Origin of the sequence: Labrenzia sp. VG12 (assembly GCF_002237595.1) — a bacterium.
Lineage (GTDB): Bacteria > Pseudomonadota > Alphaproteobacteria > Rhizobiales > Stappiaceae > Roseibium.
Genome location: NZ_CP022529.1, coordinates 2551952 through 2572232, shown reverse-complemented (window position 1 = coordinate 2572232; position 20281 = coordinate 2551952). Strand labels below are relative to the sequence as shown.

At 58.3% G+C, this 20281-nt stretch carries 19 protein-coding genes; 4 read left to right on the top strand and 15 right to left on the bottom strand.

The features are described from left to right. The first annotated feature begins 76 nt into the window (after positions 1-76). Positions 77-487: a universal stress protein gene (locus CHH27_RS12010; RefSeq protein ID WP_094071799.1), complete on the top strand. Its 411-nt coding sequence runs from the start codon at positions 77-79 to the stop codon at positions 485-487. On the opposite strand, the gene CHH27_RS12005 is transcribed toward CHH27_RS12010, so the two are convergent. The 7 genes from CHH27_RS12005 to CHH27_RS11975 form a co-directional block, all read right to left on the bottom strand. Further along, positions 477-1247, bottom strand: a complete 771-nt coding sequence (locus tag CHH27_RS12005) for an ABC transporter substrate-binding protein (protein WP_157738884.1) — start codon at positions 1245-1247, stop codon at positions 477-479. The genes CHH27_RS12010 and CHH27_RS12005 overlap by 11 nt on opposite strands. 230 nt (positions 1248-1477) lie before the next feature. Then, positions 1478-2365, bottom strand: coding sequence for a DMT family transporter (locus tag CHH27_RS12000; RefSeq protein ID WP_094071797.1), 888 nt, complete (start codon positions 2363-2365; stop codon positions 1478-1480). Positions 2366-2367: 2 nt separating this feature from the next. Beyond that, positions 2368-3249 carry an ABC transporter permease gene (locus CHH27_RS11995; RefSeq protein ID WP_094071796.1) on the bottom strand — a complete coding sequence of 294 codons (882 nt, stop codon included), beginning with the start codon at positions 3247-3249 and terminating at the stop codon, positions 2368-2370. Next, the gene (locus CHH27_RS11990) at positions 3246-4253 is read right to left on the bottom strand and encodes an ABC transporter permease (protein WP_208988845.1); all 1008 of its coding nucleotides are present in this window, start codon (positions 4251-4253) and stop codon (positions 3246-3248) included. The genes CHH27_RS11995 and CHH27_RS11990 overlap by 4 nt, the downstream gene beginning before the upstream one ends. Continuing rightward, a complete protein-coding gene (locus CHH27_RS11985) occupies positions 4250-5053 on the bottom strand; it encodes an ABC transporter ATP-binding protein (protein ID WP_094071794.1) in 804 nt (267 codons plus the stop codon). The genes CHH27_RS11990 and CHH27_RS11985 overlap by 4 nt, the downstream gene beginning before the upstream one ends. Positions 5054-5060: 7 nt before the next feature. Continuing rightward, the gene (locus tag CHH27_RS11980) at positions 5061-5864 is read right to left on the bottom strand and encodes an ATP-binding cassette domain-containing protein (RefSeq protein ID WP_208988836.1); all 804 of its coding nucleotides are present in this window, start codon (positions 5862-5864) and stop codon (positions 5061-5063) included. Beyond that, on the bottom strand, positions 5854-7422 hold the full coding sequence (locus tag CHH27_RS11975; RefSeq protein WP_094071793.1) for an ABC transporter substrate-binding protein: 1569 nt from the start codon (positions 7420-7422) through the stop codon (positions 5854-5856). The genes CHH27_RS11980 and CHH27_RS11975 overlap by 11 nt, the downstream gene beginning before the upstream one ends. A gap of 346 nt (positions 7423-7768) precedes the next feature. Between CHH27_RS11975 and CHH27_RS11970 the strand changes: the two genes are divergently transcribed. Together CHH27_RS11970 and CHH27_RS11965 are read left to right on the top strand one after the other, a co-directional pair. Then, on the top strand, positions 7769-8902 hold the full coding sequence (locus CHH27_RS11970) for a CPBP family intramembrane glutamic endopeptidase (protein WP_208988834.1): 1134 nt from the start codon (positions 7769-7771) through the stop codon (positions 8900-8902). Between the two features lie 20 nt (positions 8903-8922). Further along, complete coding sequence (locus tag CHH27_RS11965; protein ID WP_094071792.1) at positions 8923-10452, top strand: radical SAM protein; 1530 nt, start codon at positions 8923-8925, stop codon at positions 10450-10452. Between the two features lie 52 nt (positions 10453-10504). On the opposite strand, the gene CHH27_RS11960 is transcribed toward CHH27_RS11965, so the two are convergent. Both CHH27_RS11960 and rffA read right to left on the bottom strand, forming a co-directional pair. Further along, the gene (locus CHH27_RS11960; protein WP_094071791.1) at positions 10505-11284 is read right to left on the bottom strand and encodes a class I SAM-dependent methyltransferase; all 780 of its coding nucleotides are present in this window, start codon (positions 11282-11284) and stop codon (positions 10505-10507) included. 102 nt (positions 11285-11386) lie between these two features. After that, the gene (rffA, locus tag CHH27_RS11955; protein WP_094071790.1) at positions 11387-12565 is read right to left on the bottom strand and encodes a dTDP-4-amino-4,6-dideoxygalactose transaminase; all 1179 of its coding nucleotides are present in this window, start codon (positions 12563-12565) and stop codon (positions 11387-11389) included. Positions 12566-12840: 275 nt separating this feature from the next. On the opposite strand from rffA, the gene CHH27_RS11950 reads away from it, so the two are divergent. Next, the gene (locus tag CHH27_RS11950) at positions 12841-13731 is read left to right on the top strand and encodes a formyltransferase family protein (protein WP_198338406.1); all 891 of its coding nucleotides are present in this window, start codon (positions 12841-12843) and stop codon (positions 13729-13731) included. A gap of 26 nt (positions 13732-13757) precedes the next feature. Here the strand turns inward: CHH27_RS11950 and CHH27_RS27670 are convergent, their stop codons facing one another. The 6 genes from CHH27_RS27670 to CHH27_RS11915 all read right to left on the bottom strand — a co-directional run bounded on the left by CHH27_RS27670 (position 13758) and on the right by CHH27_RS11915 (position 20098). Then, on the bottom strand, positions 13758-15329 hold the full coding sequence (locus CHH27_RS27670) for a hypothetical protein (RefSeq protein WP_157738882.1): 1572 nt from the start codon (positions 15327-15329) through the stop codon (positions 13758-13760). A 298-nt stretch (positions 15330-15627) separates the two neighbouring features. Further along, positions 15628-16791 (bottom strand): M20 aminoacylase family protein, encoded by a 1164-nt coding sequence (locus tag CHH27_RS11935; RefSeq protein ID WP_094071786.1) that lies wholly within the window; start codon positions 16789-16791, stop codon positions 15628-15630. 14 nt (positions 16792-16805) lie between these two features. After that, positions 16806-17621: an ABC transporter permease gene (locus CHH27_RS11930; protein WP_094071785.1), complete on the bottom strand. Its 816-nt coding sequence runs from the start codon at positions 17619-17621 to the stop codon at positions 16806-16808. 1 nt (position 17622) lies between these two features. After that, the gene (locus tag CHH27_RS11925; protein ID WP_094071784.1) at positions 17623-18351 is read right to left on the bottom strand and encodes an ABC transporter permease; all 729 of its coding nucleotides are present in this window, start codon (positions 18349-18351) and stop codon (positions 17623-17625) included. 78 nt (positions 18352-18429) lie between these two features. After that, positions 18430-19209, bottom strand: coding sequence for a transporter substrate-binding domain-containing protein (locus CHH27_RS11920; RefSeq protein ID WP_094071783.1), 780 nt, complete (start codon positions 19207-19209; stop codon positions 18430-18432). A 115-nt stretch (positions 19210-19324) separates the two neighbouring features. Further along, complete coding sequence (locus tag CHH27_RS11915) at positions 19325-20098, bottom strand: ABC transporter ATP-binding protein (protein WP_094074695.1); 774 nt, start codon at positions 20096-20098, stop codon at positions 19325-19327. Between the last annotated feature and the right edge of the window lie 183 nt (positions 20099-20281).

Sequence of the window (20281 nt, the reverse complement as noted above, 5' to 3'; positions counted from 1 at the left end):
TGTCCTGTTTCCCCGCCCGAGACCGGGCCCGTCTGCAGAAGAAATGCGGGGCGGGTCCCTTAGTGGAGGGAAAGACATGTACAAGCATATCCTCATCCCGGTCGCGCTCGACCATGAAACGCTGATTGACCGCAAACTGGAAAATGCGCGGCATCTGCTTGGCGATGGCGGCAAGATCACCCTGATGACCGTGCTGGAGAATATTCCGGGCTTCGTCTCCGAATTCGTGACGATGAAGATCGACAATCACCTGACCGGCAAGATCGAAGCCAAACTGCGCGAAGCGGCCGGTGGCGATGACGCGATTTCCTGCGCTGTCGTGACCGGCAAGCCGGGCGTCCAGATTGCCCAATACGCGGAAGAAAAGGGCATCGACCTGATCATTGTCGGATCGCACCATCCGTCCGCTCAGGACTATTTTCTGGGATCGACCGCCGCGCGCGTTGTGCGCCGGGCAGGGTGCTCGGTATTCGTCGTCAGGGACTGATTTTTGCCTGTTTGGGTTCCAGGTACCGCTCAACGATCCGGTCGATCTCGCCGCTGGATTTCAGTTCGGCAATGGCTTTGTTCAGGGCCGGAAGATGCTCTGCAGCGCAGTTGTGAATGCGCAAGGAAAGGTCCGTCGACTGGACGTCCTGAGCAAAGGCAATCTCGACGCCCATGTCCCTTGCCAGAAATTGGCCGACGGTCTTTTGCAGGATGCCCAGCTTGGCATGTCCTGTTGTCAGCATCCTGATCATCGTGCGTTCTGAATCGACGTCAAACCGTTCGTCGAAGTCGAAGGTGGGATAGCGATAGCCGAGCACTGCCAGAACGGGTTGTCCCTCTACCGCAATATTGTCCAGTCCCTTGTCCGGGCCTGCATAGGCCAGAGCATCGGTGTGCGACATGAACGGGATGGAAAACAGAGAGTTGGCGCGCTCTTCTTCAGAGTACCAGGACGGAGAGACGCCGAATTCAAGGTGTAGCTTGCAACGCTCGAACAGGTAGCGGCCTCGGGTTGCGGGATAAATCCCCCACTCGATCTCAATTCCGGTCAGATCGGAAATACGCTCGGCAATCTCGACATAGATACCACGTCGAGGCGCTCCCATTGGAAACAGGAAGGGCAGATATCCGTCTTCGGCCTGTCCGGTGCGAAGCACGACCGGATCCGAAGGCGTGTCTTCGGCAAGGACGGGATCGCACAACAAGGAGATTGTTGTCAGGGCAAACGCGACTTTGCAAATTGCGCGTAAGCTGGACAAGGACCGCTCCTCCGTTGTTGTTTCAGCGACCAGCTTGTCAGCGTGTCACTGTCAGCCACCTGCGAACGCACATGAGTCTGCGATGGCCTTGTCTTTTGAACTAGGATAGCGGTCAGAGCATTCTGTCCCAAGTCCTTTTTTGACTCGCAACTTCAACGAGTTGACTTGGGTGTTGCGCGTCTATTCGAAGGCGTCGTCCGCCTCCTGGGCTTGCCTCTCGCCTGGGGTGCTCAGGCAGTCTGCTCCTTCCGGCGCGTGTCCTTCAGGGCAACGATCAGCGTTGCGCCGATGATCAGAGCGGCAGAGAGGTAAAAGACCGGTTCGGGCAGAATGTCGAAGAAAAGAGCGTCCGCGAGGACTGCGAAGATCAGGGACAGATATTCGAAGGCAGCCAGTTTGGAGACGTCGCTGTGCTGGTAGCTCACCGTCATCAGGATATGAGCGACACCACCGGCAAGACCGGTGCAGATCAGAAGGCCCAATTGTTCCCAGGTCGGTGTCACCCAGCCAAAGCCGATCGTTGCCAACCCGGCAACGGTGCAGGTGAGCGCGAAATAGAAGGCAATGGCACCGGCGTTTTCTGTCAGCGCCAGGCTTCGGATCTGGATCTTGGCACCTGCGGTCAGGACAGCCATGGCAAACGCCAGCCCGACGCCGATGAGATAGGCCCGGTCGACCTCTGCCGCCGTCGCGCTTGGGAGGACCAATATCAGAACGCCGATCAGACCGAAGATGACCCCGAACCAGCGGGCGTTGCTGACGACTTCCCGCAAGAGGACAGCCGCCAGGGCCACGGCCAAAACCGGCGCCAGATAGCCGATGATGGACGCGTGGGAAAGCGGCAGGAATTTCAGAGATGCGAAACTTGCAAACATGGCCATACAGCCAAGAAGGCACCTCAGGACGTGGCTACCTGGCCGTTTGGTGCGCAGGCCGGAGGGAAACTCCCTGGTAAGCATCAGGTAGAGCACCAGCGGAATAAGCGCAAAGGCACTGCGATAGAAGACGACCTGTCCGACCGGAACGGTGTCGGCAAGAAACTTGATGAAAACAACCATCAGCGTGAAAAACGCCGTGGCTCCGATGCGCAGGACAATGCCCTTGAATTCCGAGCTCATAGTCAATCCGATAGGTGGCCATCCTGGCTTGCGAAGAGGTCGCGAAGCCGGTCGCCGATAAGGTTTATGGACAAGACGGCCAGCAGGATTGCCAGTCCGGGGAAAATCATGACGTGAGGTGCCGTCTGCATGTAGCTTTTGCCGTCCAGCAGCATAGCGCCCCATTCTGCATGCGGAGGTTGTACGCCGAAACCCAGAAAACTCAAACCTGAAATGGAGAGGATGCTGCGCGACCAGGCATTGGTCCAGAGCACCAGAAGGCTTGGACCGATATTCGGCAGGACGTGGCGCCAGAGGATCAGCCAGGAGGGCAACCCGTTGAGACGCGCCTGAAGAACGAAGTCGCGATGGGCAATCGATACAGCCAGGCTGCGCACAAGGCGTGCGAATTTCATCCATGACACCAGGATCAGGGCGAGCACCATATTGGTCGTGCTGGGGCCGAGCACGCCTGCAATGGTGACCGCAGCGATCAGTTCGGGAAAGGCAAAGAAACTGTCCGTGACGCGCATCAGGCCGACATCGGCGAACCGGCCGAAATGCCCGGCGGCCAGACCGACAATCACACCGACCAATGCGCCGACGGTGGTGATCAGAAAGGCAAGACCGAGCGACCAGAGACCGCCATAAAGCAGTCTTGTGGCGATGTCGCGCCCAAGCTGGTCGGTCCCGAACCAGTGTGCGGCAGAGGGGCCCGAGAGCCTGTTCAGGAAATCCGGATCGGTCGGACCATAGGGCGTCAGCGCGAAGCCGGCGACGATGAGAACACCAAGACCCGCCAATCCGAAGGCAAGGCTGCGCAGGAAACGGGCGGCGGCCGTGTCATGGTTTTGGCTGCGCAAGTCCTGTTGCTCGGCCGGCAGACTGTCCAGCGCTGTGCTCATGACCGGCCTCCGGTGGCTATTTTGGCCGACTGCTTTGTGAAGAGAGACGACTTCGGATCCAGGATGTCCTGCAGGATCTCGATCAGCGTGTTCAGAAGCACATAGACGAGCGCCGAAAAGAGCACCAGAAACAGGATCATCGGGTAGTCCCTTGAAAGAACCGAACCTGCCAGCAGGGAGCCGAGGCCGCCGCGTGCAAAGGTCAGTTCAACGATCACCGTGCCCTCCAGAAGGGCGGCGATGTCCAGACCGATCATGGTGAAAGCGGGCACCAAAGCATGGCGCAGGACATGGCGGAAGAAGATTTCCCGTTCGCTGACACCGCGCAGCCGCAGGGTCTCGATAAAGGGTGCCGACCTCGCTTCCAGGAAAAAGCTGCGCAGCAGGCGGGTCTGGGAGGCCGTGATCCAGAAGGCAAGCGTCAGGGCGGGCAACACCAGATGGGCGGGGGGTCCGGTGCCGTAGGCGGGCAACCAGTTCAAGGTGGCGGCAAAGAGGAGGATCAGCAGCAGACCGAGCCAGTAATTGGGCATGGCCGCCCCGATGGACGCCAGGGCAACGGCGACCCTGTCCGTAAGACTGCCCGGACGCCAGGCTGCCACTGAACTCAAGATAAAGGCACACAAGAGGCCAATGACCAACGCCGTCAGGGTGAGCGTCAGGGTTTCGGCAGCGTTGCCGAGGAAGATGTCCCAGACAGGCGTGTTGGACGCGAAGGAGTTGCCGAAATCTCCTTGCAGAAACCGGGAGAGCCAGAGGAAGAACTGGGTAAAAAACGGTTCGTTCAGGGAAAACTCTTCGCGGATTGCCTCCAGTATCTCAGGTGAAAAGGCATTTGTGTCGGGATAGCGCGCATTGGCGATGGCGGCTGCCTTGTCGCCCGGCGCGAGATAGGTCATCGCAAAGGTGATCAGACTGACGCCAAAGAGGACGCTGCCCAGTGCAGCAAGCCTGCCTGCGGCGCTGACCAGAACCTGTTGCATGGGTTTTTGGCGTGCGTTCACGGGCGCGCCTCCAGACCTGGAGTGTCAGCGCCAGGGGGCGGCGCAAGTTCACCGAGCACTTGTGCGGCGTCAATCAGGGCTTCGCAATAGGCACTTCCCGGCGCGCTAAAAAATGCGTCTGCGCGCTGGCAGGCCTCGACCTTGCCATGACGCAGGACAAGGATTTGGTCCGCATAGGCGGCGGCATATCCAAGGTCATGGGTGACAACGACATAGGACAGGTCATGTTGTTGCTGGATCCGGTCCATGGTGACGGCGACCTGTTTCTGGACGACGGTGTCGAGGGCGCTCAACGGTTCGTCGAAGAAAATCAGCGACGGTCTGGCAATGAGCGCCCGTGCCAGGCAGGCGCGCTGGGCCTGGCCCATGGAAACCTCTGACGGGCGTCTTGCGGCAAAGTGACAGGGCAGGTCGACGCTCTGCAGCGCATCCGCTACCGCACTGTCCAATTCCCGGCGCGTCCGTTTCTGCCGGTAGAGGCTCTCTGCGATGGAGACACCCAAAGGCTGGCGGGGGTTGAGGGCGGCAAGCGGATCCTGCATCACCCAGCGGCTGTGAGGCAAACCGGCAGCGCCGTGCCATTTGCCTTCATGACGGATCGGGTCAGCGCCGTCTGCGCGAAACAGAAGGTCATCAAACCGGGCAGGCAGCAGGCCTTGCAGGGCCCGTAACAGGCTCGTCTTTCCGGATCCGCTTTCACCGATCACGCAAAGGGTTTCGCCCTTTTCCAGGGTGAAGGAAACCTGTTCCAGGATGATGGCGCCGTTCAGGTTCAGATGGAGATTTTTTACAGAAAGCATCGATCGGCTATTCGGCGGCAACAGGTTCGGTGTTGGAAGCGGTATTGGCACGGTGCCAGGATCTGTGGGACACGAGCAGCTTGCCGAAATCGGATGCCGGTGCGTTCAAAAGCCGCTCTGTCGGGCCGAATTCCACGACCCGTCCCTCGGCCATGATGGCGGTTCGATTGGCATAGCGGCTTGCGAGCGCAAGGTCATGCGTGACCATGAGCAGAGCGATGTTGTGCCGGGCTGCATGATCCCTCACCAGACGCAGAACCTGGGCCGCTATCAGAGGATCCAGAGCGGAGGTCGGTTCATCGAGAATGAGCAGGCGCGGCGCGCCCAGCAAAGCCATGGCAAGCAACAGCCGTTGTTGCATGCCGCGGCTCCATTGATGCGGAAAGCGGGATCCGAAGTCGCTGAGCCCAAGCGCCTCAAAGAGCTTTTCCTTGTCCGTCGGCGTGACGCCGGCGGCCTCGACCTGCCGTGCCGTCTGGCGCCATTGCCAGCGAAGCCGTTTGAGCGGGTCAAAGCCGTAGTCCGGGTTCTGCGGCACATAGGCCATGCCTTGCGGATTGCGCGATTTGGGCCTGGCTGCGAGATCGTATCTGGAACCGTTGAAGGTCAGACTTCCCTCAAAGGGTCTGGCCGGCCGGGTCAGGCCCATGACGCAACGCAGAAGCGTGGATTTGCCAGCGCCGGAACCGCCGACCACTGCAACGCATTCACCGGGGTCGAGTTTCAGGCAGACCTTGTCCAGAACCACCTGCCGGCCAATGCGGGCCGACAGGTTGTCCAGATTCAGAAGGGGGGCAGTGTCAGTCGACAAGGTCCAGGTCCGGCGTCACGAGGTAGGTTTCGGCCGGGTGAATGGCATATCCTTCGACCTTGCCGTTGCCGACGGAGACCTGAGTTTTGTGGAAGACCGGGATCAATGGCAGGTCCTCGTTGATGATCTCCTGAACACGGTCGTAGTGGCTTTTGCGCACTTCGTCGTCGAAATTCTCGCGGCCCTTGGCCAGGAGTGCATCCAGTTCGGGGTTGGCATAGCCTGAGAAATTGTAGCTGACGCCGCTTTCCGCGAGCGTGCTCGGGAAATAGTCCGGGTCACCCTGCGGGGCGGTGCCCCAGGCCTGCAGATGCATGTCGATCTCGCCGGCCTTCAGCGCCTCGTTGTTGGCGTCATATTCGCCCATGGCGATTTCCGCTTTGATGCCGATCTGCTGCAACAGGGCCTGGGTGATTTCCAGCGTCGGGCGCAGCGCGGCACGGCCCTCATAGGAGCGCAGCTTCAGGGTGATTTCCTCGCCGTTCAGTTCCCGGTTGCCGTCGCCATTGGTGTCCTTGATGCCGGCCTCGTCCAGCAGCGCTGCGGCTTTGACCGGGTCATAGTCCAGCGTCAGGTTTTTGTTCGCCCAGGAGGCCATGGAAGCCGGGAAGATGCTGTTGGCTTTTTCACCGCCGACACCGCTGAGGGACGCTACCACGATCGTGTCGCGATCCAGCCCAAGCGAAACCGCCTGGCGCAGGGCCTTGTTGGCCAGGGGGCCATCGGCCGTTCTCACCTGAAAGAAGAAAAGGCGGGTCGTCGGATTGGAAAACAGTTGACCGTCTCCGGCCTCCTTGAGGGCTGCAAAGTCAGGCTCGGGATAGTTGGTGACGAGATCAACATCACCGGCCTGCAGCGCCAATTTGGCAACAGACGGATCCGACAGCGCATCCATGACGATCCGGTCGAGCTTCGGCTCACCGCCCCAATAATCTGCGAATTTGCGTGTTTCGTAACTCTTGTCGGTCTCGGCAGAGACAAACACGAAGGGGCCGGTGCCGATCAGCGGCAGCTCCTCAGTGCCTTCCTTCATGACGGCAGCAGAGGGTTCCGTCAGTGACCAGAGAAACGCCGAGTTGGGTTTCCTGGTTTTGAAGAGCAGGGCATTGTCGCCCTCAACGGTGATGCTTTCGATCCCCAAAAGCCTGGAGAGGCGAGGATTGTGTCCTGGGTGGCCTTCGATATCGAGCTTTTCGAAGGAGGCCTTCACATCTTCGGCGGTCATAGGCGTGCCGTCGTGAAACCTGACATCGGATCGGAGCACCAGGCGCCACTCGGTCGGCGATACATTTTGAAAAGTTTCCGCCAGGCGCGGCTGCATGGTCATGTCATGCCCGAGGCCGATCAGCGTTTCAGAGACCCCCGCCCGGTTGCTGAGCCAGCCGTTCTGGCGCGCGCGCGGATCCGGCGCGGAGCTTTTCGGGCCGAAAGGAACGGCAATACGAAGGGTCTTGTCAGCAGCAGCTACCCGCTGTGTTGTGGCCGCAAGTCCGGTTGCTGCGACGGCGGAAAGGCCCATCAAAACGGTCAGCGCGGATGTCAGATTCCATTTCTTCATGGAAGCTCTCCTGGAAAGGATGAAACAGAGAAAGAAGCCGCTACGGGTATCAGTAATGTTATTTCATTACAATGCGGGTCGCTGGTGAATTTGCCAAGTGCTATTTCGAATCAGGCAATTTTTGGGAGTTCCGACACAGAATGCAACCTTGACCTGTCGCCAACATCGTGCCCATCCGGGCAACTGAAGGAATTTATCGGAGGTCTAACGGTGCATTTTGATCAGCCGGAGGGCAAACTGGCGCGCGCGAATCCTTTAGAATGCACTTAACAAGGTCGATCTTGCCGCTGTCACATGTCAATTCATTGTTCTCTCCTCCCTCATGTCCACGGAAGCGGTGCGCGCCGTGACTGATACGAACAGCGTGTCAGCCCTCCCTTCCGCAATGACGGAGGACATTGTCGCGTCGTCGCGTGACGGCATCCTGACCATTGATCCACACGGCAAGCTGACCTCCTTCAACCCGGGTGCCGAAGCCATTTTCGGCTTGAAGGCCGAAGATGTTGTCGGACTGACCGTCGCCGAGGTGTTTCTGCCGCTGGAAGACCTGGATGCCTTTACCGATTGCGTTCTGGAAGCCGTGCGACAGCCGGACAAGGAGCATGTGGCCACGATCAGCCTGAAGCGGGCGCATGGGGTGCTTCACCTGAGTGTCCGGGCGGTGCTGCTCCATCGGAAAGGGTCCGAGGAACGCATTGGTGTCCTGGTCATGCTGGCCGATGAAAGCGAGCGGGTCGAGCTTCTGACCCGGACCGCGGAGCGCGAGCGCGAACGGGCGGCGACCGGGCGCTTTATCGTGGCCGTTCTGACGATCTTTTCCGTGTTCACCCTGCTTCTGGAACCGATCCAGAAACTGGCGCAGGCCCAGGTCTATGATCTGGGACCGGTGATTGCGCTTCTGACGCTCGTCGTGATCGCCTTTTTCCTCGACAGATGGGCCTCGCCCGGGGCGCGGACACTTGTCCTGAACCTGCGCCCGGAGCGACGCTACGTGATCGAAAGCATCGTCTGGTCGCTCGGCTTCTGCGGGCTCATGACGGTCGGAAAGTTTCTGCTGATCGCCTTTCAGGTCTATCCCACAGAGATCCAGCCGCGTCTGTTCAGCTTTCTCGTCCTTGACGATGGCACCCGGGTTCACAGCACCGGACTTTATCTGGCGGCGCTTGCCATCTATCTGATCTCGGTGCTGTTTCAGCAATTCGCGATCCGCTGCGCCATCCAGGCACCGCTGCAGAGTTTCCTGACAGGGGTTGTCAGACAGGCTGGATGGATCGCCAATCTGGTATCGACGCTGCTTTTTGCGGTTCTGCACGCGCATCTCAATCCGATCGTGTCTCTTGCCGTGATTGCGCCCTCCATTCTCTGGGGATGGCTGTTCATGCGCTCTGGCAGTGTCGTGACGCCGATCCTTTCGCATGCGATCATCGGTGTTTATGCGATCTTCATTCTGGGCATCTTCGCCGGACTGGATCAGGTTTAAGGCGGAGCGAATTGACCGGAATGACAGTCACATCCAGCAGGGTCCCGAAGGTGTTGATCGTCAACGCCTATGTCGATCCGTGGCGGTCGGCGGCGCCCATGCGCCTGTTCATTCCCCGGGCGATGGCCCCCTATTATCTGGCCGGCCGGCTGAGCCGCGACGCGGTCGATGTGCGGGTCTATGACGAAGTGCATCACGGCGCCCTGCTGGATCCCAAGCTGTTTGCCTGGCCGGATCTGGTCGTCTTTACGGGTCTGACGGCCGCCTTTGACCGGGCGCGGCAGCTCTCCGCCTATTTCCGGTCTGCCAACCCGGCTGTGGGTGTGGTCATCGGTGGCCCCATCGCGCGCGCCTTGCCGGACTTGTGCGGAGAGGTCTTCGATCATGTTCTGGACGGCGATGTGGAAGCGTTCGACGACCTGATCGAGGCAGAGCTCGGCACTGATTGTCTTTCGGCTCACCCAGTGCCCCGGTTCGATCTGGCCGGCTGGTCCTACGGCCTCGGCTTTGTGGAAACGACCCGTAACTGCAATTTCAGATGCGCCTTCTGCTCCCTGACCGGCGAGGGGCGGGCCTATCAGGCCTATTCGACGGAGGAGATCAACCAGCAGCTCGATGCCCAGGGGCGGTTCATGATGCTGATGGTGCTGGACAACAATTTCTACGGCAACAACCGGTCTGATTTCGAACGCAGGGTCGCCGTGCTTGGCGAACGCTGGCGCCGCGGCGACTTCAAGGGCTGGGGCGCCCTTGTCACCGGCGACTTTTTCAAGAACCCGGACAATCTGGCCAAGGTTGCGGCCAATGGCTGCAAGGCGCTTTTCTCCGGCGTGGAATCGCTCGATCCGGAAGTTCTGAAAACCTACAACAAGAAGCACAGCCTTTCTTCGGACCCTCTGACATTGGGCAGGCTTTGCGCCGAACACGGCATCCTGTTCGACTACGGCATGATGCTGGACTTCGGAAAGCAGACGATCGAAGAGGTCGACAGCCAGATCGAGGCGCTGCTTGCCAGCACCGAAACACCGTTCCCGGCGCTGTTGTCACTGACCATACCGATCCTGGGCACTCCACATTTTGCGGAAGTTGCAAGCGCCGGACGCTTGATGCCGAATTTGAGATTGAGCGATCTGGATGGCCAGAAGCTTGTCGAATGGCCGAAGGAACCGCTGGAAGAGGTGGTTGCCTATCTTTCTGGCTTGTTGCAGTTCCGTGGCCGCAAACTGGCCATCACGCGTCACGCGGTGAGCCACGCCTGGTCCCGCCGGCAATCCTTTGACCTGGAGCAGACCCTGATCAGCATGATCGGACCGATCGCGCGCTATTGCGCCGGCTTCAGGCTCGGCAATCCAAGACAGATGCGGCAGACCTGGAGCGAGCCGCGCCGGACCTTCTGTTCCATGACCGACCCGTTGAGTGTCACCTACAGGCCGGCGCAAAGGCTCGATGCCAAATACGCCCGGGACTTCGAGCCGCTCTATCTCACGGACGAGGACGGCGCACTGACACCGGTGGCGATGCAGACAATCCAGCAGCGGGCCTATGCATAGCCGGTGACCTGGCCATTGGGCGCTCCCGGGAGGACGCGCGGCAACCCGGTGCTTACATGAATGAAATGTTTGGCCGCTTGCCGACCTTCACGCTCATATTGGCGAAGAGCTCGTTCGGAACTTCGACGAATACGATATTGTTCGATTCCACCACGATGCTGATATTGTTCACCATCGGCGACTTGCGCGGCGCCAGCAACACGTCGGTGAAATTCCGGTTGATCGCAAGCACCGGAACAAAATCCTTCATCTTGCAGAACTTGTTCGCCGCTTCCAGAACACCCAGGTTCTGTTTCACACCCGCCTCGGAATGACAGCAATCGTTCAGCTGGAGACACCCCAGTTCGGGATGCAGAAGCTCTGAGTAATACATCAGGTCATCCAGAACTTTTTCATAGTGATGGTTGGCGTCAACGTAAATCAGATGAAAGTCTTTTATTCCCTTATTCTTTAGTTCGTTGAAACCGTCGAGGCTGTTCGACCTGAGGAACTCGACATTTGGCTTGTCTGAGAATTTGGACCTTGCTTCTTCAAGAAGGGCGTCGAAAGTTGATTGCTCTTCAACGGGACCGCCAAAATAGGCGGCGTATTCGGAAGGATGGTCCACCCATTTCCGGTGTGCGTTAATGAGCTGGTACTCGGTGAAACACACTTCAGCAGACCAGGCATCGATCAGGAACATTTTTTCCGGATTGAATGCATCGAACAGGATCTTTGCGTTGTTTCCGCTCAGGACGCCAACTTCCGCGATAGACGGTCTGACGCCCAGTTGTCCGAAGATGCGGGCCAAGATCGAATAGATCGCGGTCCTGTTTGCTTCCATGACTTTCATTCTGTTTCCTAAGCTCGAGCTTGTGGTGACGGAGATCTCAATGAGACGCGCGGAGGCACTGCTAAACCGGGCGTATCTTCCTGGCGTGACTGACGAGGTCCGTCAGGAGGCGAGAGGTGTTGCAGTCCTGTGGGCTTCTGTCCTTGCCTGCTCGTAAAACGCTGAAATCTCCTCGATCACGCAGTGAATCTCTGCTTCCGTGAGCGATGCGTGCATGGGGAGGCGGATCAGACGGCCGGCAAGGTCCTCGGTGTTCGGGAGATCGCCTTCCCCGTAACCGTAGCGCTTTCCAACCGGGCTCGAATGCAGTGGCACATAGTGGAAGGCTGCCTTTATGCCTCGGTGGCCAAGGTGTTCGATAAGCGCATCCCGTGTCCCACGATCTTCCACGATCAGGTAAACCATATGCGCGTTGCCCTCGTTATATGCCGGTGTCGCGGGAAGTCGAAAGACGCCCCTTTGCGCCAGGGGCTGCAACGCATTCATGTAAATATCAAAGGCGTTCATACGGGCGTTTTGGACCTGATCGATCTCCTCAAGCTGGGCTGCCAGGCAAGCTGCCAGCAGGTCGGACATGACGTAGGACGATCCAATCTCCACCCAAGTATACTTGTCGACGCTACCCCGGATGAAATTGGCCCGGTTCGTTCCCTTTTCGCGAATGATTTCAGCGCGTTCGAAGTGGTCCTTGTTGTTGATGACCAGGGCGCCGCCCTCGCCACAGCTGATGTTCTTGGTTTCATGGAAACTGAAGGTCGACATTGCGCCGAAGCTTCCGAGTGGCCGCCCCTTGTAGCTGGACCTGATTGCCTGTGCGGCATCCTCCACGACAGGAATGCTGTTCTCTTCCGCCAGGGCCATGAGCTGGTCCATGTCGCAACTCATGCCGGCGTAGTGAACCGGCACTATTGCCCTGGTTCTGGGGGAGATCGCGTTTCTGACGCCTTCCAGGTCAAGATTCATCGTCGCCGGGTGAATGTCTACAAAAACGGGTGTGGCGCCACGGAGACAGAAGGCATTTGCCGTCGATACAAATGTATAGGAAGGCATGATGACTTCATCTCCTTCCTTGATATCAAGCAAAAGAGCGGCGATCTCGAGGGCTGCCGTACAGGAGGTTGTCAGCAGGACGCGGCAGTCAAAGCCGATCATCTCTTCAAGTATTCTTTGGCTTTTTTTCCCGTACTTCCCATCTCCGGAAGTTTTTCCTGACAAAACGGCCTCTGCAACATTGTGCATTTCCTTGCCGGTCAAAAATGGCTTGTTGAATGCTATGTTCATCTAAAAGTCTTTTGCGTTGATCTAGAATCAAACAATTATGCACTGTCAGGTAGTGGTGTTCAGTCGGACTCAATTGCGTTTTCTGTTTGTCCACATCAATCAGGGCCTCGCTGAAGGGCGCTTTTCTGTGGTTGGTCAAATGAGAATAACGTCAAGCGCGTTTGGTCGGGCCGCGTTGTCGGGCCGAGCCTTCGGTTCCATCGTGCCACCTGGCCAGAACGATTTGTAAGTGCTTGTATTTTTGCGTTGATTCATTGCAGCAGATGGGATCCGAAATGGCAAAAATCGCGCTCTACCTGATGACTGAAAAAGGGCTTGAAGTTTTTGAGCGCATTCTGTCGGTGGACCCTTCGCTCGTGTCCCACGTGGTAGTGGGCCGGGATGCAAACCTTGAGAAGGACCATGGTGACGACATCGAGGCGCGTTGCGCGACCGCAAGGATAAGGTGTTTTGCGCGGGAGAAAGCTCCCAGTGTCGATGAGAATACCTTTGTTATGGCGGTTTCCTGGCGGTGGATGATTGTGCATCCGGGTCAAAGGTTGATCATCTTTCACGACTCGTTGCTGCCAAAGTATCGAGGCTTTTCTCCGCTGGTGAACATGTTGATCAATGGCGAAAGCAGAATAGGCGTTTCTGCTGTTTTTGGGGCGCAGGACTATGACCGCGGCGATATCATCGCGCAGCGGCACAGCGAAATTGCCTACCCGATCAAGATTGCTGACGCCATTCAGATCAACAACAGGAATTATGCGGAACTGGCCGAAGAAATCGTCCGGCAAATTTCCTCGTCGCAACCACTGGTCGGCCAGCCGCAGAACGAGGCCGAGGCCAGTTATTCTGTCTGGCGCGACAGGGAAGATTACTTTGTCGACTGGAGGCAGTCCGCTTCGGATATCAAACGGATGATCGATGCTGTCGGTTCACCCTATGCCGGCGCCAGAAGCATGACTTCCACCGGCGAAGAAGTCGTTATCGAAGAGGCCGTCGAGGTTGCCGATGTTGCATGCGAGTTGCGGCATCCGGGCAAGGTACTGTTTGTGGAAGACGGCCGTCCGACAGTGTTGTGTGGCACAGGGCTGTTGCGCATTGAGAAAGCCTCCCTGGTCACACCCGACGGGCAAATGGACTTTCTGCCGGTCAGGAAATTCCGGATCAGGTTCCGGTAATATCAGATCAGGCCGGCTTCTGGTGTCTAAACGAGCGCCTCGGCCCTGGCTTCGTTGAATTGATCCAGATGTTTCAGGAATTCCGCCATAAGTGCCTTGCTGTCCTTTACGGCCTTTGCTCCCTCGTGTGCAAAATCCTTGTATTCGCTCATCTTGTCCGGGCATGACAGGATCTGCAGGGCCGCTTCGCCGACCTCCTTGTAGTTCTTCAAATTCGGAAAGTGCTGCGTGGTTATCTGAATGTCACCATAAGAGACGGACAGGACCGGAAGACCTGCAGTCATGGCGTAAACGGCGGAGCTTCCGCCGCCAATCCTGGTCGGCGCCAAATATAGATCACAATGTTCGTAGACTGACATGATGTCAGGCTGGAATTCGCAGTGTTCCGAGTTTTGAGCAAGAAGGGGGCGCGCGCTTTCCAGATAGCCGTAGTCTGCGTATCCTCCGAGGAAATAGACAAAGGCGTTACTCTGCGAGACGATATCCTCCAGCATTGTCAGAAAGTCTTCGTCGATTTCAAATCCAAGACGATATCCAACGATGACAATGACGGGTCGATTTTCCGGCAGCTTCAGTTCCTGGCGCGAAACGGGAGCTGATTGCTCAGGAGAGTCATAAGGTCCCTCAAACTGAAACAGGGGCAGGTGCCTCGATTCTTCCTCTTCAGGCCCACCTGTTTGTTCTTCGCCTCCGGCGCCACTCGTATGCGAATGGTAGCTGACCTCGAGACACTCGGGAACAACGTCATTGTTCAACGGACTGCACAAAGTGAAGCAGTCTTTGGCAAAGACCTCCGCAATCGCGCATTGGTTTCCGACAACAAGAATGCCTGACGGGCCGAACTCTGCAATCGTGTTCAGAACCGCCTGTACGGACTCATCGCTCAGAGTTGGAGGATCGGGCTGAAACAGGTTGATCCGGGACCCGTCGACAACCACATGCCTTGTTTTTGAAAGTGACTTCGAAACAGTTGGTGTGTTTTTGCGCGTAACATGGCCAGAACTCAACTGTGAAAACATGCAAGTGTTTATCAGCAATACTTCTTTCTGAAAGTCATCCTGCAATATTTGGGTGAATTTAATGGCCCGATTTGAGGGCGCGTGCTTCTGGCCCAGAAGCTGATCGAGCATGACGACAATGCGCGACGGATTGGATTGAAACGGTTTTTGCGAAGGAAAGCGTTCTTTTATTCCTTTCACGGCCTTTCGATAAATCTCCCGAAGCATGTCCGGGGTTATGACTTCTTCGTGCTTCAAATCTGGGAGGAGAAAAGTGAGATTGCTAAGCGCAAAGTAATCGTTGATGCATTCAACGTAGCCTGGTTCAACTTTGACGTAGTCTTCGATTGCGCTCTTTAGATAATTGTTGTCGCCCGTCATATGGAAGAGCAGCGACCGCAAAAAGACGCGTGTCTGCAAGATGTTTGTTTTTGTAAAGGTTATAAGTATTTGGACCAGTTGTTTCTTCTGCGTCGTTCCCAATTCAGCGTAGTGATTGAGCATTTTTGCCGCGTTTAGCTGCAAAAATATTCGATCTTGCGAACTTGGGGGGGTATGCGTGGCGTTTTTCAGGATTGCAAAAAACTTCTGATAACTCAAACGACTGCTCCAGTAATAAATTGGCAAAAAAGAAAAAAGACTTGTTCTTAGGTGTCGCCAAGTGGATCAAACATATCCATGTAGCTTTGAGTCGTCGATGTATCCTGAGCTGAATTCTTGCCTGGTCTCAAATTAGTTGTGGAACCCTACTTTTCAATGTGACGTGAGTCCGCTGATCGCACCAAGTTCACCTGATGGTGTGGCAGACGTGGCTGCCATTTCAGGCGCGAACTTTTTCAAGGGCACGAAGGAGGTGGCTCGTTTCTGTTGGAATGCGACTTGTGTTTTGAAAGCTGCACTACGCGCCCTTCAGAAAGTCTTCGGCCAGTTCCGTCCAGAACGTTGCTCCGACCGGCAGGATGTCGTCGTTGAAATCGTATTTGGGATTGTGCAGCGCCGGGTCGTTGCCTGTCTTGGCCGTGCCGAGCATGAAATAGGTGCCGGGTCGCTCTTCCAGAAAGTATGCGAAATCCTCGCTGCCCATGAAGGGGCGTGGAAGGTCGGAGACCTTGTCGTCGCCTGCAAACCGCCTTGCAAAGGCGCGGACATAGTCGGTCTCGGACTTGTGGTTTACCATCGGCGGGTAGCCGCGCTCGTAATCGATCTCGGCGCGCATGCCGTAGCTGGCGGCCTGCCCCTCCGCAATCAGGCGAATGCGGTGTTCCAGTTCATCGCGCACGTTGTTTTCAAGTGCGCGCACCGTGAGGTTCATTTCGGCCCGCTCCGGGATGACATTGCTGGCAACGCCGCTGTTGAAGGCACCGACCGTGATCACGGAGGACTGCAGCGCGTGAATGTTGCGCGAGGCGATGGTCTGCAATGCCATGATGATGCTGGCGCCGCAGACGATCGGGTCGGCGGCGGCATGCGGTTCCGCGCCATGACCACCCTGACCGACAACGGTGATCTTGCATTCGTCGGCCGCCGCCATCATCGGGCCTTCCAGAAAGGCAAAATGACCGAAAGGCAGAGACGGCTCGTTGTGCAGACCGAAGACGGCGTCACAGGGAAAGCGCTCGAAGAGGCCGTCCTCCATCATCAGGCGGGCGCCGCCGAAGTTTTCCTCCGCGGGCTGGAAGATCAGATGGACCGTGCCGTCAAACTGCCGGCGTTCGGCGAGCAGTCTTGCCGCGCCGAGCAGCATGGCCGTGTGGCCGTCATGGCCGCAGGCATGCATCAGGCCCGGATGGGTGCTGGCGTAGTCGGCACCGGTTTCTTCCTGGATCGGCAGGGCATCGAAATCGGCACGGATGCCGATGCTCTTGGTCGATGTGCCGTTGCGCAGCGTGGCGACAATGCCGGTTTTGGCAAGGCCGCGCGTGACGTCATAGCCGAGAGCCGTCAGTTCGGCGGCAACAAATTCGGACGTCTTGAACTCGGACAGACCGAGTTCGGGGATCGAATGCAGGTGCCGCCGCGTTGCGACAAGGTCCGGCATGATGTTCGACGTCTGCAGGGTCATGATTTCACTCGGGCTTAAGCGCCCCGGCTGGGGACACGGTTTTCCAGGAACCGGAAGAAAAGAACCAGGATTCCCGTCAGACACATATAGATGAGCGCAAGCAGCAGCAATGGTTCGTAGGTCAGATAGGTATCCTGCCGGACCCTGGAAATGACCGCGTAGACATCAACCACGGTAATGGTGGCCACCAGCGGGGTCGATTTCAGCTGCAGCACGGTCTCGCCGCTCAAGGTGGGCAGCGCGCGGTAGAATGCTCGCGGCAGCCAGATGCGGCGGAACATCGTGAACCGGCCCATGCCGAAGGCGCGGGCAGCTTCAAGTTCACCGCGCGGCACGCCGGCAAAGGCCCCGCGCATCACCTCGCCCTCATAGGCGGCAAAGGAAAGCATCAGGGCGGTGAAGCCGTAAGGCCAGGCCTGGCGCAGATAGGGCCAGAGCTCGGACTGGCGGATTTCCGGATATTGGGCAAAGACGGACCCGAGCCCGTAATAGAGCAGCCAGAGCTGCAGCAAGAGCGGGGTGCCTCTGATCAGGGTGCAAAAGCCGCGGGCCAGCCAGGCGAGCGGGCGCGGACCGGTGACCTGGACCAGGCCGATCGGCAGGGCGAGCAGAAAGCCGACCGCGGCCGTCGAGAACAGCAGAAACAGCGTTTCACCGATGCCCTCGATCAGCTTCCACTGGTATTTCGGCAGCCAGTCCCAACGCATGAACCAGACAATGCAGAAGACAATGCCGGCAAAGACAGCAAGCAGGAAGATCCGGTGCGGCTCCAGCAGCCTGCGGGGCGGTGGCGGCACATAGGCGGGCATGGTCACTTTGGTGTCGCTCATGTCAGGCCGGCCCCGCGATACCGCGTCTTGCACGCTTTTCAATGCGCGCAATGACCTGGTTGGAGACCAGCGTGAGCGTCAGATACATCAGCCCCGCCGTGCAATAGAACAGCATGTAGGCCTTGGTGCTGCCGGCGGCCTGGCGCGTCACCAGGGTGAGTTCGGAGAAACCGACCACGGCCAGAAGCGCCGTGTCCTTGGTGGCAATCAGCCAGAGATTGGAAAGGCCCGGAATGGCGAAGGGCAGCATGGCGGGCAGGGTGATGCGGCGCAGCGTCTTGAACGGCGACATGCCGTAAGCGCGCGCGGCCTCGATCTGTCCCGGCGGCACGGCCTTGATGGCACCGCGCAGCACTTCGGTCGAATAGGCGCCCTGGACGATGCCAATGACGAAGATGCCCGCGGCCAGGCCGCTGATGTCGACGCGCGGCAGTCCGACTGTCACCAGAAGGGCGTTCACCGCGTCTGTGCCGGCGTAATAAAGCAGAAGGATCAGGACAAGTTCGGGCACGGCGCGGATGACGGTGGTGTAGACCTCCAGCAGATCGCGCAGGATCGGCCCGCCGTAAAGCTTGCCGAAGGCCCCGCCGATACCGATGAGAAGGCCCAGCGCATAACCGCCGACGGCAAGCTGCAGCGAGGCCGCGAAGCCTGCCAGCAGGACACCGCCCCATCCGGGAGGCGACAAGGCAAGCAGATCGAGATTGAGAAAACCGGTGTCAGCAGCCATCGGCAGCGGTCAGCCCCTTGAAGTGAGGATGCCCGCTCCGCACCCGAAAGGGCGCGGAGCGGTGTGAGCGGGGGGCGATCAGCCGCCGTAGATGTCGAAGTCGAAGTATTTCTTGGAGAATTCCTCGTAGACGCCATTGGCGCGAATGGCGGCGATGGCGGCGTTGACCTTGTCCTTCAGCTCGGTGTCGCCCTTGCGCAGACCGACGCCAACGCCGGCACCGAGGATCGCCGGGTCATCGGCAACATTGCCCTTGAGTTCGCAGCAGGCGCCGGCATCGGATTTCAGGAAGGCGTCAAGCGCGATGGCATCGGCCTGGACGGCGTCGAGACGGCCGGCGGCCAGATCCTGGTTCACTTCGTCCTGGGTCTGGTACTGCTTGATGTCGTCGGCGGTTGCAGCGAAATACTTGTCGGCGTAATCGGCGTGAATGGTGGACACCTGAACGCCGAGGATCTTGCCGGAAAGACCTTCCGGAGTCGGCTCGAAATCATCGCCCTTGGCACCGATGATGCCGGTCGGGGTGTTGTAGTACTTGTCGGAGAAATCGATGGTCTTCAGGCGCTCTTCGGTGATCGACATGGAGCCGACGATCATGTCGATCTTTTCCGATGTCAGGGCCGGAATGATGCCGTCCCAGGCAACCGGTGTGATGACGCAGTCGAGCTTGGCTTCCGCGCAGATGGCTTCCATGAACTCGACTTCCCAGCCGACCCACTTGCCGCTGGCATCGGGTGAGGTGAAGGGCGGATAGGGTTCGGCAGCAACGCCGACCTTGACCTGGTCGGCCATGGCGCCGGTGACGCCTGCGGCCGTCACGGCGGCTGCTATGAATGCTGCTTTGACAATCTGTTTCATGCTGTTCCCCTGTCTTGTCGACTTTGTGCCGGTTGTCCGGCTCGCTGGCCCAGCGCCTTGCAAGATGCTGGGCAATTCCGTTGGTTCTTGCAGTCCGGGTCTGTCGCCTCCCGCGTCAGTGCACCAAGCTGATGAATTTTTTCAGGCGCTCCGATTTCGGGTCGCCGAAGACCTGTTCCGGCGGGCCCTGTTCCTCAATCACGCCGCTGTCCAGGAAGATGACGTGGCTGGCGACTTCACGTGCGAATTTCATTTCATGGGTGACCAGGATCATGGTGCGGTGTTCGCGGGCCAGGTCCCCGATCACGCTGAGGACTTCACCGACGAGTTCCGGATCGAGTGCGGAGGTCGGTTCGTCGAACAGCATGGCAAGCGGCTGAACCGCAAGCGCACGGGCGATGGCCGCACGCTGTTGCTGGCCGCCGGACAGAAAAGCCGGATAGGCGTCCTGCTTTTCATGAAGTCCGACACGGCGCAGGATCTTTTCGGCGATGGCGACCGCCTCGTCGCGCTTCATGCCGAGCACATGCACCGGAACCTCGATCACATTCTGCAGAACCGTCATGTGCTGCCAGAGATTGAAGCTTTGAAACACCATGGCGAGCTGGCTGCGAATGCGCTCGATCTGACGCCGGTTGGCGGGTCTGAGGCCGTGGTGGCCGTCATCCCTGAGTTCGATCGCCTCACCATGGACCGACACGGATCCGGCGCTGGGCAGCTCGAGCATGTTGATGCAGCGTAGAAAGGTGGATTTGCCCGAACCCGAGCCGCCGATGATGGCGATCACGTCGCCCTGGCGGGCGGTCAGCGAGACCCCCTTGAGAACTTCCAGGGGGCCGAAACGTTTGAAGAGGTCACGCACCTCAATGGCTGGCGCCGCAGCTTCCATCATACCGCCAATGCCCGGCCGGGGCCGGTGCAACTGTTGTTACTGTTCCCTGCTGACACTGTCTTTTTTGCCGGTGCGATGTCAGCCTTTCGCCCGGTTGATCTTGTCAGCTTTGCACTTGTCTCGTAATTATTCAACCGTATAATAAGAAAAAAATCAACGCGGTTCGAAACGGGCCGGTGA